This window comes from Pseudoalteromonas sp. Z9A6, from assembly GCF_011378805.1.
Taxonomy (GTDB): domain Bacteria; phylum Pseudomonadota; class Gammaproteobacteria; order Enterobacterales; family Alteromonadaceae; genus Pseudoalteromonas; species Pseudoalteromonas distincta.
In genome coordinates, this window is record NZ_WTKZ01000006.1 from 58,148 (window position 1) to 71,700 (window position 13,553).

Below are 13,553 nucleotides of genomic sequence, written 5' to 3' on the forward strand. Positions count from 1 at the left end.
AAAATATAACTGCCTATTTAGGCAGTTTACTTATATATTTTTTTACAAGCTTGGTAAGAACACTACGCTCGTGTTCGGTATTTAATATACGACTAAACATTACTTTAGCCCATAAAAAACCGCTGACATATCAGCGGTTTTTTTATTGTATGAGTAATATTACATTACGCGCATACCAGGCTCTGAGCCGTCATCTGGGTTAAGAATATAAATTTCTTTTCCGCCAGGGCCTGCTGCTAATACCATGCCTTCAGACATACCAAAGCGCATTTTACGAGGCTTAAGGTTAGCAACCATAACGGTTAGCTTGCCTTCGATATCCTCAGGTGCGTAAGCTGATTTAATACCCGCAAACACTTGGCGAGTTTCGCCGCCTAAATCAAGTGTTAGCTTAAGTAGTTTATCTGCGCCTTCTACGTGCTCTGCTTTAGCAATCTTAGCTACTCGTAAGTCTACTTTTGCAAAATCATCGAACTCAATTTCGTCGCTAATCGGCTCTTTTGCAAGTGGGCTGTTAGGGTCAATTGTTACTTTTGATGCTAAGCTTTCTTTAGATTCTTCAACCATTTTGTTTACTTTATCCATTTCAACACGTTGCATTAACGGTTTAAATTTATTGATAGGGTGGCTTACGAGTGCATTTTGAACGCGGTCCCATGCAAGGTCGTCATTTAAAAACGCTTGTACGTTGTCTGCCATTCCTGGTAGCACGGGTTTTAAGTAAGTAATTAAAACGCGGAACAAGTTAAGACCAAGAGAACAGACCTCGTGTGCTTCTTTTTGCTTAGTTTCGTCTTTAATTAATACCCAAGGTGCTGCGCCATCAATAAATTGGTTTGCTTTGTCGGCAAGCGCCATTATTTCGCGAATTGCGCGGCTGTAATCGCGGTTCTCATAGTGTGTTGTAATGCTCGGTGCAGCCGCTTGAAACTCTGCTAACAGCTCTGGTTGCATAATAGTACTGCTTAGCTTGCCATCAAACTTTTTACTAATAAAGCCAGCACAACGGCTCGCTATGTTGACTACTTTACCTACTAGGTCTGAATTTACGCGCTGTGCAAAGTCTTCTAGGTTTAAATCCAGATCAACAATACCGCTGCTTAATTTTGCTGCGTAGTAGTAACGTAAGTATTCTGGGTTTAAGTTATCTAAATAAGTACGCGCTTTAATAAACGTACCCTTTGATTTAGACATTTTTTCGCCATTCACAGTTACAAAACCATGAGCGAATACGTTAGTTGGCTTTCTAAAATTAGCGCCTTCTAGCATTGCTGGCCAAAATAAGCTGTGGAAGTAGATAATGTCTTTACCAATAAAGTGATAAAGCTCTGCGTCTGAACCTTCAGCCCAAAACGCATCAAAGTCGAGGCCTTTTTCGTCACATAGGTTTTTAAAACTCGCCATGTAACCAATAGGTGCATCTAACCAAACGTAAAAATATTTGCCTGGTGCATTTGGGATTTCAAAACCAAAATAAGGTGCGTCACGGCTAATATCCCACTGTTGCAAGCCATCGGTAAACCATTCGTCTAGCTTGTTAGCCATTTCTTGTTGAATAGTTCCCGAGTGTAACCATTCCTTTAGCATGCCTTCAAATGCTGGCAGGTCAAAAAAGTAATGCTCAGAATCTTTAAGTACAGGCTCAGCACCTGACATTACAGAACGCGGATTAATAAGTTCGGTAGGGCTGTATGTAGCACCACACGAATCACAGCTATCGCCGTTTTGGTTTTCAGACTTACACGTTGGGCAAGTACCTGTTACAAAGCGGTCTGGTAAGAAAATACCTTTTTCAGGGTCGAATAATTGTGAAATAGTGTGCTTTTTAATATGACCGGCATCGTTTAGGCGGTTATAAATAAGTTCGCTTAATTCTTTGTTTTCTTGGCTGTGCGTGCTGTGGTAGTTATCAAATTTGATATTAAAGTCAGCAAAGTCGCGTTGGCGCTCTATGCTCACTTGTTTTACCATTTCTTCAGGCGTGATCCCTTGCTTTTGCGCATTAAGCATAATTGGCGTGCCGTGGGCATCGTCTGCGCAAACATAATAAGCTTCGTGGCCTTGTAGTTTTTGAAAACGTGACCAAATATCAGTTTGAATATATTCCAATAAATGACCTAGGTGAGTAGGGCCATTTGCATAAGGTAATGCGCTGGTAATCAGGATCTTTCGCTGCGTCATAATCATTCCGAATTGAGGATAAAACGCCGTTTTTATTATACAAACGGCAATTATCATTAATTTATCTACAAGCTATCTGCTTAGAGTGCGCACAGCTTATGGATTTTTATTAATTGACTGGTGTTAATGCCCTGAATGTTACATAATTCCGTGGCACTTTTCATCAAAGAAACGCTATTTAATTGCTATGTTTGGACTGTCGAAACTATTCTCTTCTAAATCGGTGCAAAAACAACCGATTATAACTGCCTTAGCGGCATATCGTAGTGCGGCTTTTGCCGTCGGTATTGACGAAAGCTTCATTGATACTATTACTCAAAATGACGATAAATCACTACACATTAAATTAACTCTGCCATTTGCTGGGCAATCAGAAATGCCTTTAGTTGAGCAACACGTAAGTGAAAGCTTAAATGTGCCTGTAACAATTAGCGCCAAGGTTATCATTAAAGAGGCGGCTAAGTTTAAAGCGATTAAACATATTGTACTTATTGCCTCAGGCAAAGGTGGGGTAGGTAAGTCGACTACTGCTGTTAACTTGGCAGGCGCGCTTAAAAATGAAGGCGCAAAGGTGGGTATTTTAGATGCTGACATTTATGGCCCATCTATCCCAATGCTTTTAGGATTAGTGGGCGCGGAGCCCGTCACTAAAGATAACAAACAGCTACAGCCTTTTGATGCCAATGGCATTAAAGCGCAATCAATTGGCTTTTTAGTTCCAAGCGATGATGCCACGGTATGGCGTGGGCCAATGGCGTCAGGCGCGCTGAGCCAGTTACTTAACGAAACCGATTGGGGCGAGCTTGACTACTTAATTGTTGATATGCCACCGGGCACCGGTGATATTCAGCTTACAATGAGCCAAAAAGTACCCGCTAGCGGCACTGTTATTGTCACTACACCGCAAGATTTAGCGCTAGCCGATGCGCAAAAAGGCATTGCTATGTTTAATAAAGTAAACGTACCGGTGCTTGGCTTAATAGAAAATATGAGCCACTACATTTGCACTCACTGTGGTGAAGCTAACCACGTTTTTGGTAAAGACGGTGCACAAAAACTGGCGCATAAGCACGGCGTGCCTGTACTTAGCCATATTCCACTTGCAATAGATATACGCGAGTATTCTGAGCAAGGTAAACTTATTGCAAGCGATAACGATGCCACAATAAGCAAAACATACAGCGCAGCAGCAAGGTTAATAGCCAGCACGCTTTATTATCAACAGCATCACAATGCAATTGAAATTGTGATTACGGAAGATTAATAAATAATGAGACTTTCAGACACACATATTAAAGAATACCTAAGCGATGGCCGCATTGTTATTGAGCCTGCGCCAACGAGCGAAATGATTTCAGGCGTGACTGCCGATTTACGCTTGGGAAATAAATTTAGAACGTTTAATGCGCATAACGCGGCATACGTCGATTTAAGTGGTCCAAAAGATCAGTTAAATAAGGCCATGGAATCGATCATGAGTGAAGAAATAGTGCTTGATGAAGGTGAAGCATTCTTTTTACACCCAGGTGAACTTGCACTAGCTATTACCCATGAAAAAGTAACTCTACCAGCAGATATAGTAGGTTGGTTAGATGGACGCTCATCGCTTGCGCGTTTGGGTTTAATGGTGCATGTAACCGCGCATCGAATAGACCCAGGCTGGAGCGGCAATATTGTTTTAGAGTTTTACAACTCAGGTAAATTACCACTGGCACTACGCCCACTGATGAAAATTGGTGCTATGAGCTTTGAAATGTTATCGGGCCCGTGTGAAAACCCATACAATATTCGTAAAGATGCAAAATATAAAGATCAAAGCAGCGCAGTAGCAAGTCGTATTAGTGACGATAAATAATCACCAAATATAGACATCACTCGTCTATTTTATGAAGCGCATAGCCCAGTAGTTCAAAATAGTGGTTAAGTGCTTCATTTGCTTTATTAATATGCTCACTATTTGGGTAGATTAAATTACTACTTTTTAAGCCTCCCACTAAAAAGCTATTTTTTATATATGTGTGGCCTTCAATACAGGCTTCAAAACACCGCGCTGCAAGCTCTTCTGGCATGCTCATATAATTCATATTGTGGGCTTTATCGTGTTCTATACACGTTTGTACAAAGTTATTTGCATCAATACCATCTTGATCTAAAAATACATGTTTATAAAAACTGTTCAAAGCATTATTAAGTGGATGCGATAAATTTGGCGTGTTTGAAAGCCATAATTTTGATGCAAAACCAAATTGTGGTTTTGCTGCAAATAAGTGCTCGCTTATATGATGGTCAAACGCATGGAACCATTCGTGAGCAAGTGCACCACCGCCTGCATTTTTTGCAAGAGCAAGTGTTTGAGAGGCTGCATTATAATGCGCTTGCACGCCTTTTTGACCACCATGGCCAAATGCAAAGTTAAGCTTGCCGCGCAGGCCAATTGCTTTAGGTGGTAAATGCAGTATTTGTGCAAGGTCGGCCAGTGCATCGTAAATTAAATTGGCGCTAATGTAGCGCTCTTCTTTAGTTACCCATTTACCAACGACCATTGACCTAAAGCCGAAGGTATCTCTTATATCGCTAAAGTCGACTTGGTCGTCAAAGCGATAGTCGGGTCCTTGGCGAGTAAAGCCACGTTTTAGTCTGTTAGGGTAGTTACGCATTGCAAGTTTCATATAGTAACGAATTTAATCTAAGTAACGTGCTTTTACGTGCTCAGGCATGTGTTGGGTTTGTTTTTGTATTAATTCATTTAGTGCATTATAAAGTGGTGCGGGATTTAGCTGCTCTATTAAAAACAAACTATGCGCTACAGCTTCAAGTGTGGATAGGCTGTCGGCCCGAGGGGCTTTACGAATAGCATAACGATTTTTAGGTAGCTGTTTAAAACTGACCGTTTTAAATTGATTTAGTAATGTGGTGAGCTGCAAAATTTTGTAGGCTTTTTTCCATGTACCATCAACCACGATTAAATGGGTGATGTTTTTTACATTTGGCTGCTCAGTGTTATCGTCTAAATTTACAGCGTGTTCGTTAGGGTAGAGTAAAACAGTTGAACTTACTGGCAGTGTTTTTAGTATGGAAAAGTCATCATTATTTTCGCCTTTGATTATTTGGCAATCAGTTAGGCATAAATTGAGTAGTTTAGCGGTATTTTTTGCTATTTTTTCTTCACTCGGGTGCTGTAGAATAATAACCGTAACTTTGTTGTTTATTTTTGTAATTGCGTTGCAAATACAGGTGTTTAGTGAAAAGTTACAATGATTACAAAGTGTGCGTGCCATTTAATAAACTTTTTGTTGCCAGTATGATCCTCGCAATTATACATTTATAAGGTAATTAAGTTGGTTTTTTTTACGCATCAATATAAAGTAGTACTATTAAACTGTAACTTACATGGATTGTTTTAAGGGCTTAAAATATGACAGAAATAAATATTGATACATCAGCATTAGAGAGTATGGAATCGTTATTGGGTGAGCAGTTTGCTGATACACTTGATTTTTGCTGCTCAGAGTTTGAACGTTTAGGCTCAGAAGTGTTAGCAACAATTGGTAAAGATAAAGAAGCAGCTATTCGCCACTCCCATAGCTTAAAATCGAATGCGGCACAGTTTGGAGCTTCAAGCCTTGCTGAAGTATCGCGTGTTATTGAACAAAATTTAAACCTAGATAACTTAGCTGAAGCTATCGACGCATCTAATAGCTTAATGGCTCAAGTAACAGGCTCTCAAGCTAAGCTAAATGAATGGTTAGCATCTCGTTAATTATTGAAGCTAAAACGTGAATTTATTTCAGTATTAAGCACCTAAATTGACTGGCATTTTACGCCTTTACTAGGTTAGTCTAAAGGCTCACTAGTCGAGGTAAAAATGTCTGATATTAAAAAGAGTCACAAATTAGAAGGTGTATGTTATGACATTCGTGGGCCAGTTTTAGCACAAGCTAAAAAAATGGAAGACGAAGGTCAAAAAGTATTAAAATTGAATATAGGTAATCCAGCTGCTTTTGGTTTTGATATGCCAGAAGATATGCACCGCGATATTATCCGCAACTTATATTCAGCCCAAGGTTACTGTGACTCTAAAGGCCTCTATTCAGCCCGCGTGGCTATTTATCAGCACTACCAACAACGTGGATTACATAATTTAGATGTAGATAGCATATATATTGGTAATGGCGTAAGCGAACTTATTCAGATGATCACCCAAGCGCTATTAAATAATGGCGATGAAGTGCTTATTCCAGCTCCAGATTATCCACTTTGGACTGCTTCTGTCACATTATCGGGTGGTAATCCGGTGCATTATTTATGTGATGAAGAGCAAGATTGGTTTCCGGATATTGCAGATATAAAAAGCAAAATAACGTCTAAAACTAAAGCTTTGGTATTAATTAATCCTAATAATCCGACAGGTGCGGTTTACAGTGACGATTTGTTAATGCAATTAATTGATATAGCGCGTGAACATAAACTGCTGTTATTGAGCGATGAGATTTACGAAAAGATTTTATACGATGGTATAACGCATACTTCAATCGGCTCACTGTGTGATGATGTACCAATCATTACTTTTAATGGTTTAGCAAAAACCTACCGTGCAGCGGGGCTAAGAATGGGGTGGATGGTTCTAAGCGGTCGTACCTCGGTAATGGATGATTTACGCAAAGGCCTTGAAATACTTTCATCTATGCGTTTGTGCGCCAATGTACCTGCGCAATATGCAATTCAACAAGCGTTGGGCGGCGTGCAATCAATTGATAATTTAATTAACCCAGGCGGGCGCTTATACGAGCAGCGCGATATAGCATGGCGCGGGTTAAACGCTATTGAAGGTATTAGTTGTAAAAAACCTAAAGGCGCGCTCTATGCGTTTGCCAAAGTAGATACAGCACTTTTTAAAGTTAAAGATGATGAAAAGATGATGTACGATTTGCTAAAAGCCGAAAAAATATTACTTGTACATGGCAGGGCGTTTAATTGGCCCGAGCCGGATCATTTTAGATTGGTATTTTTACCAAGCAAAGATGATTTATCTGATGCGATGTTAAAAATGAAGCGCTTTTTTAAAGACTATCGCCAAGTATAGTTATTAAAAAATAAAAAACGAGCCAAATTTGGCTCGTTTTTTACATTAGTCATGAATATATTGGCTAATACGCTTTATCTACACGCACCGTGTTGTCGTTCAAGTACACTAATCTTACGTTATCGCCTTTGCTAAAACGCATTGATTGGTCTTGATCTTGAACAACCATAAACTGGTCGCCGTTTTCAATTTGTATTAATAACTCTACAAAATGATTTTGCTGATAATGACTTTGCTGCTGCCTGTTATGCGCAACACTGCCGCCAATTACCGAGCCTAATATTGTTGCTACTGTGCGGCCGCTACCGCCACCAAACTGGTTGCCTACAACACCACCGAGTAATGCACCGCCGAAGGTTTCCCAGCCGTTGTTTTTGTCTTGAATGATTTCTTGTTCGGTAATATTGCGTACCGATTTTACGTCACCAAATAAAACTTGCTGCACAGGGACTGCTTTATTGCGCTCGTATTTAGCAAACGTAGGCGCACTTATTGTAAGTAAAGCGCACATAATTACAGTAATTGCTTTCATAATAATCTCCTATTGGTAGCCTTTATGGGCTTATTAGCCCGTAAAGGCTTAGTAACTACCAGCCAAAGGTTGATTTTTCTTTAGTTTTACGAATTTCAGTTTCGTCTGCCCATTCAACAAGGCCGCTTTCCATATCCATTAAACGCATCGTAAATTTATAGTATACGTCTGATTTATCGGCATTTGATTTAACTATGCTCGATAAATTTCCGTATAACATATATTGCGCGCCAATTTGTTTACCAAATGCAACGGCTGTTGCAGGGTTAACAAGGACATCTTCGTTTTGAAACGTTAATTGCTCACGTACTGACTCAACACGCGTCATATCTACAAAACGGAACTTACCACTGCGTAGCATTTGCGTTGAGATTGAATCGGTGATTGATTCAGTATCAATGTGCTCACTAGTTTTATTCTTAATACGCTCAACAAATACTACAGGGCGTTTATTAGCGGTCATTGTGCCAACAACGGGTGAGCTGAGTAATGAATCGGTCATTTGGCTCGCTACTTTTTGTAAGTCGGTAGAGCCAAAATTAATATCGGTTGTTTCTACTGCTTGTGCATCGCCATAACTTACCACGGCTTTATTAGCACAGCCACTTAATACTAAAGCGCTGAGGCCAACTAAAGCGTAAGTTGATACTGTTTTAAATTTGTTACTGATGATCATGGTTGTTTCCTTTAATCTTTAAATTCTTGTGATTCGGTAGACACTTCTCTTACTGCTAAAGAAAAGGTAACCGCATCAGAGCTCGGTGCTAAGCCCGGTAATTGTGTTTTTGCAAAACCAAATAAGGTGAGTGCTTGCCAAGGTGAATGGTTGCCTTTAATTACAAAGCCGTCTTTATCAAACCAATTAAACTGATACTGCAAATATTGTGATTTTTTATATTGGCTCGAAAGTGTCACTACTACATCGGTTAACTGGTTGGTTTGACGTGTTTTCACATCAGTAATGGCCAGCTTTTTACCAAGCTCTGGGTTATCTACACGTAATTGCTCATTAAACTGGTTTTTATTTTGTTCAACAGAAATACCCGATGTAACCGGTTGGCTGGAACATGCACTGAGCATTAAGGCTGCTAATAATGGCGCTATGTATTTCATGATGGCTCCTAAAGTTGAACTACGTGGTAATTAAAGTAGTTATTAATAGAGGTTAAGTAAATTAACGTTAACCCTTGCTTACTAATGGTAAAATTTATAGGTGCTTGTGTGCCTATATGCACAGAATGCTCACCTGTATTTAGGCTTTGCCTTGCGACACTTATTTGATTTGGAAGTGTAAGCCAGCTGCGTGTATCAGCTTGCTCAGACGCCAAATTATAAATATTAGCAAGTATGTTACCTACATCACCGGCACTGCGAGCAAGTTCTGCCCGCACTTTCTCTTTAGCTACTAATCTAAGTACTTGGCGAGCGACTTTTGCAGGTATTTGATCTTCTAGAGTTTTAGCTGCAAGTGCCTCAATGTGTACCAGTGGGCTAAGCGCCAAGCTTTGTGCATCTATATTTATATTGTTAAGGCGGCGCACATAGGCATTATCTTTATATACCGGCATCGCCAAGCTGTAAAAGCGTGCATCGCCACGTGATGAATAAATTGGCAAGCGCAGTTTAAATTCATCTTGTTTTGGTACTAATCCTTGTTCAAATAAAACAATTACTTCGCCTTGTGATGAAGAAATAGTGGGCGTATCGCCAAAGCGTTTTTTAAATTCATTTAGATCTTGGTCAAACCCTTGTTTTTTAGCAAGGCGCATTACATCTTGCTGTAAATAAATATTGTTAGGTTGTATAGCCAATGCTTTTTTATAATCGATATAGGCGTCGTCGTATTGTTTAGCACTTTGGTAAAGCAAAGCAGATAAGTAAAATGTGTAGGCATTTTGAAAGCCATTTTTTATGTTTCTGGTTACATTGCTCATGCTTGGGTAGTGTTGCTGAGCTTCTTTAACGGTTGAGTCTACTTCTGCTTCATTCTCGCTAAGCGCATCAACTTGTACTTTATTTGCTCGGCGAATTTCGACCAATGCGCCTTCAACATCATTTTTATACACGTAGTTAAGTGCTTTATAACTATGAAGCATGCTCATTTCGTAAGCGGGTGGCACATAAGTTATTGCTGAGTCGTTGGTAAATAAAGCGTTACTTTGTTCAAGGCCCGAACTAACTTGTATTTTGGCGGCTTCACGCTTTTTTTGCATTTGCGTATACACGTTCTCAAATTTACTTTGTGCATCATCTGGTGTATTTGCTAAGTCGTTTAAACGAGCTTGTTCAAGTTGGTTGAGTAAGTAGCTGTTGTGCAGGGTGCTATTATTAGCAATAAGGGATTGCGCTTCTTCGATGTTGTTTTTCTCGATCGCATTTCTTATTGGTGTCATTTGCGTGGCATAGTCATTAAATAGGTCATTAAAACCCATTGTGCTACACCCACTTAAAATAAAACAAAAGCTTAAAATTATACTGCGGCGCACTGAGCACTCCTCTTAATTTACCTGTATACATTAACATACTATTTTTAGCTAAATGTGTGAAATATTGTAAAAAATCGTAGAGTAAACTGCCTGCTAATAAAGAAATATAAAGTGACATTAGTGAACAAAGTGTGAATTTTTTTTGGTTTATTATCAACTCCACTGAAATAGTATTTTCGCTTTAGCGGTCTTGCTAAGAGTTATATCACTTAGAGGAATTAAAAAATGAAAAAGTTTACAGGTGCAGCAATGGCTGTAATGGTAGCAGGTTTAGTTGGTTGTAATGCAACAGAGGCAGAAACGGCAACATCAAGTGCAGTTGCTAATAATGGCGCAACAACTGATTTAGTTCATTGTTATGATGTGAATGTATGTGGTGGCCATAACGATTGTAAAACAGCTGAGAATGCATGTGCAGGTCAAGCGTCATGTAAAGGGACTGGTTTTGTAGCAATGCCTGCAAAATCATGTGCTAACGTTGGCGGTACAGTAAAAGATAAATGGGTTGGCAGTGTAGCTAAAGCAGATTTAGTACATTGTAACGATGTAAATGTGTGTGGCGGTCATAACGATTGTAAGACTGCTAATAATGCTTGTGCTGGACATGCATCATGTAAAGGCACCGGTTTTGTATCAATGCCTGCAAAAGCATGTGGTGATATTGGTGGTTCTGTAGGTAGCTAATACCAATTTATCGAACGCATAAAATAAGCTTGAACGATGTGTTTATTATTCAGGCTTATCAAGGAAGTTTATGATAAATCGTTTTTTAGGTTTTGGTTTAGGACTAAGAGCCCCGCATTTTGAGCAAATTATTGCAGAGAAACCAGCTGTAGATTGGTTTGAAATTATTTCAGAAAACTATTTTGTAGCCGGTGGAAAACCTTGGCATTATTTAAATAAAATAAGAGCAGATTATCCGATTGTTATGCATGGGGTATCAATGTCGATTGGTAGTATTGACCCTATTAATAAGGACTACTTAAATCAGTTAAAAAACACAATTGCGAGGGTTGAGCCGCAGTGGGTGTCTGATCATTTATGTTTTACCCAAGTGGGCGGTATTAATAGCCACGATTTACTACCAATGCCTTACACCTCAGAGGCTCTTGATCATTTAGCAAATAAAATTTCGCAAGTTCAGGACTACCTAGGGCGCGAAATGATTTTTGAAAATGTATCGAGCTATTTAACCTATAACGATTCACAAATGAGTGAATGGGAATTCTTAGCGCAATTACATAAGCAAACAGGCTGTAAGTTTTTAATGGATGTAAATAATGTTTATGTAAGTGCACGAAATCACGACTTTAATGCAATGGATTATTTATCAGCTATTCCGAGTACAGCTATTGCACAAATACACTTAGCAGGACATCAAGACTTTGGTACGCATATTATAGATACTCACGATGAAGATGTTCCCGATGCGGTATGGGACTTATATACTCAGTATGCAAAAACATTAAATCCGGTAAGTACCATGATTGAACGCGATGATAATATTGGCTCCCTTGATGATTTATTTACTGAGCTTGAGCATGCTAAAACGCTAGTGAAACCGTTTTGGGATATAAGATCATGAGTGATTTAGCAAAGCTGCAACAACAGTTTATGAATTTACTGCAAGGTGAAAGTTCGGATATTAGCGAGCAAATTGCGCAGCAAGGGCAGTTAAATACACAACAGCGACTTTCTATTTATCAAAGCGCTTATAAAATTCGCTTAAGAGCCGTGATTGAGCAAGATCACGAACAGTTGGGCATTTACTTAGGTGATGATTTATTTGAGATGATGGTTGATGGTTATTTAGCTTTATATCCTTCAACTCATACGTCACTACGAATTTTTGCAGAGAAACTACCAGATTATTTAGCCGCTAATACTCCTTTTAGTGATTACCTCATACTTGCAGATATAGCCAAATTTGAACGACTATTACTAAGTACTTTTGATGCAAGCGATAAAACATTACTTAATGTATCAGAGCTTGAAAGTATTGAACCTCAGCAATGGCCAACTTTACTATTAAAATTACATCCAAGTGTACAGTTAGTTGTGTTTAATACTATGGCGGTTGAAAGTTGGCAGGCAATAAAACAAAAGCAAACACCGCCAGAGCCAAGAGTCTCAGAACCTCGCTTTTGGGTTGTAGCACGTGATGCTCAAAGGCGTACACAATATTTAAGCGTTGATGCACAAGAATACCGCTTACTGAGTTTATTAAAACAAAACACACCCTTTGCACAGTTATGTCAATCCTGTTTAAATGAACTCCCGGGTGAGAAAATCGCTGGGTTTTTAATTACTAAAATTAATCAATGGCTTGAACGTGGTTGGTTAATTAGCGAGTGAGTTTAAACAATATAGTTATTTTTCGTTGCGAAGGAATTTTTTTGAAAGCCACCATATACACATTAATTGCTTTAATTGCGTTTGCCGCAAATTCTCTATTTTGCAGAATGGCCTTAGCAGAAGGTTATATAGATGCTTGGAACTTTACTGTTATTCGCTTACTTAGCGGGGCTGCATGTTTGGGCATTATAATGGCTATTTATACCCATAATTTAAAACGTAAAGGCACATTCAATCCCGCTATTTTAAGTGACAGAGGAAGCTGGCGAAGCAGTATTAGCCTGCTTGTTTACGCGCTTTGTTTTTCGATTGCCTACGTAGAGCTAGATACCGGTACCGGTGCACTAATTTTATTTTCTGCTGTGCAACTTACTATGATTGGCTGGGGTATTTATCAAAAAGAGCAATTAAGCGTACTCCAGTGGTGTGCATTTATAGTGGCGTTATCTGGTTTTGTATATTTAATGCTGCCATCTGCAGCGGTGCCTTCATTATTAGGTGCATCACTTATGGCACTCAGTGGTGTGGCATGGGGTATTTACAGTATTCGCGGTAAAGTGTGCGTATCGCCACTGCGTACTACTGGGTTTAACTTTATAAGGAGCTTAGTTGCTATCCCGGTTTTATTACTTGTGGGTATGAGTTATTTAAAAAATATGAGTATTGAAGGGGTGTTACTTGCGTGTGCCTCGGGGGCAATAGCGTCTGGAGTTGGTTATAGTGTTTGGTATGTAGCAATGCCACTGCTTAAAAGTACCCAAGCTGCGGTTGTGCAACTTTGTGTGCCGGTACTTGCTGCCATTGCTGGTGTTTTGTTTTTATCAGAGCAGGTAACAATGGAGTTTTTAGTAGCAAGTTCCTTAATATTAGGGGCCGTGCTGGTGTTTATTTTAAATAAAAAGAAGGCTTAATATAA

Annotated in this window: 15 protein-coding genes; 8 read left to right on the forward strand and 7 right to left on the reverse strand. The window is 39.3% G+C overall.

Features of this window, described 5'->3' with window-relative positions:
- Positions 1-159 precede the first annotated feature (159 nt).
- A complete protein-coding gene (metG, locus tag GQR53_RS03850; protein WP_165742920.1) occupies positions 160-2,181 on the reverse strand; it encodes a methionine--tRNA ligase in 2,022 nt (673 codons plus the stop codon).
- A gap of 187 nt (positions 2,182-2,368) precedes the next feature.
- Between metG and apbC the strand changes: the two genes are divergently transcribed.
- Both apbC and dcd read left to right on the forward strand, forming a co-directional pair.
- Entirely contained in the window at positions 2,369-3,445 is a 1,077-nt protein-coding gene (apbC, locus tag GQR53_RS03855) for an iron-sulfur cluster carrier protein ApbC (protein WP_165742921.1), read from the forward strand.
- Between the two features lie 6 nt (positions 3,446-3,451).
- Positions 3,452-4,036, forward strand: a complete 585-nt coding sequence (gene dcd, locus GQR53_RS03860; RefSeq protein WP_002959670.1) for a dCTP deaminase — start codon at positions 3,452-3,454, stop codon at positions 4,034-4,036.
- A gap of 16 nt (positions 4,037-4,052) precedes the next feature.
- Here dcd and GQR53_RS03865 read toward each other — a convergent pair whose 3' ends face one another.
- Both GQR53_RS03865 and GQR53_RS03870 read right to left on the reverse strand, forming a co-directional pair.
- A complete protein-coding gene (locus GQR53_RS03865; protein WP_165742968.1) occupies positions 4,053-4,838 on the reverse strand; it encodes a CLCA_X family protein in 786 nt (261 codons plus the stop codon).
- 24 nt (positions 4,839-4,862) lie between these two features.
- Positions 4,863-5,459, reverse strand: a complete 597-nt coding sequence (locus GQR53_RS03870) for a tRNA-uridine aminocarboxypropyltransferase (RefSeq protein WP_165742922.1) — start codon at positions 5,457-5,459, stop codon at positions 4,863-4,865.
- A gap of 137 nt (positions 5,460-5,596) precedes the next feature.
- On the opposite strand from GQR53_RS03870, the gene GQR53_RS03875 reads away from it, so the two are divergent.
- Both GQR53_RS03875 and GQR53_RS03880 read left to right on the forward strand, forming a co-directional pair.
- Positions 5,597-5,941, forward strand: a complete 345-nt coding sequence (locus GQR53_RS03875; protein WP_002959674.1) for an Hpt domain-containing protein — start codon at positions 5,597-5,599, stop codon at positions 5,939-5,941.
- A 105-nt stretch (positions 5,942-6,046) separates the two neighbouring features.
- Entirely contained in the window at positions 6,047-7,264 is a 1,218-nt protein-coding gene (locus tag GQR53_RS03880) for a pyridoxal phosphate-dependent aminotransferase (RefSeq protein ID WP_165742923.1), read from the forward strand.
- 64 nt (positions 7,265-7,328) lie between these two features.
- Here GQR53_RS03880 and GQR53_RS03885 read toward each other — a convergent pair whose 3' ends face one another.
- The 4 genes from GQR53_RS03885 to GQR53_RS03900 are packed head-to-tail and all read right to left on the reverse strand — an operon-like array spanning position 7,329 to position 10,282.
- Positions 7,329-7,796 (reverse strand): glycine zipper 2TM domain-containing protein, encoded by a 468-nt coding sequence (locus GQR53_RS03885; RefSeq protein WP_165742924.1) that lies wholly within the window; start codon positions 7,794-7,796, stop codon positions 7,329-7,331.
- A gap of 55 nt (positions 7,797-7,851) precedes the next feature.
- Positions 7,852-8,472, reverse strand: a complete 621-nt coding sequence (lpoB, locus tag GQR53_RS03890) for a penicillin-binding protein activator LpoB (protein WP_165742925.1) — start codon at positions 8,470-8,472, stop codon at positions 7,852-7,854.
- Between the two features lie 11 nt (positions 8,473-8,483).
- On the reverse strand, positions 8,484-8,909 hold the full coding sequence (locus tag GQR53_RS03895; protein ID WP_002959678.1) for a YcfL family protein: 426 nt from the start codon (positions 8,907-8,909) through the stop codon (positions 8,484-8,486).
- Positions 8,910-8,917: 8 nt separating this feature from the next.
- Entirely contained in the window at positions 8,918-10,282 is a 1,365-nt protein-coding gene (locus GQR53_RS03900; RefSeq protein WP_165742926.1) for an adenine DNA methylase, read from the reverse strand.
- Between the two features lie 225 nt (positions 10,283-10,507).
- On the opposite strand from GQR53_RS03900, the gene GQR53_RS03905 reads away from it, so the two are divergent.
- From GQR53_RS03905 to GQR53_RS03920, 4 genes are all read left to right on the forward strand, one after another.
- On the forward strand, positions 10,508-10,966 hold the full coding sequence (locus tag GQR53_RS03905) for a hypothetical protein (RefSeq protein WP_165742927.1): 459 nt from the start codon (positions 10,508-10,510) through the stop codon (positions 10,964-10,966).
- Between the two features lie 70 nt (positions 10,967-11,036).
- On the forward strand, positions 11,037-11,867 hold the full coding sequence (locus GQR53_RS03910) for a DUF692 domain-containing protein (RefSeq protein WP_165742928.1): 831 nt from the start codon (positions 11,037-11,039) through the stop codon (positions 11,865-11,867).
- Positions 11,864-12,637: a DNA-binding domain-containing protein gene (locus tag GQR53_RS03915; protein WP_165742929.1), complete on the forward strand. Its 774-nt coding sequence runs from the start codon at positions 11,864-11,866 to the stop codon at positions 12,635-12,637. Before GQR53_RS03910 ends, GQR53_RS03915 begins: the two co-directional genes overlap by 4 nt.
- A 41-nt stretch (positions 12,638-12,678) precedes the next feature.
- Positions 12,679-13,548, forward strand: coding sequence for a DMT family transporter (locus tag GQR53_RS03920; RefSeq protein ID WP_165742930.1), 870 nt, complete (start codon positions 12,679-12,681; stop codon positions 13,546-13,548).
- Positions 13,549-13,553: the final 5 nt, after the last annotated feature.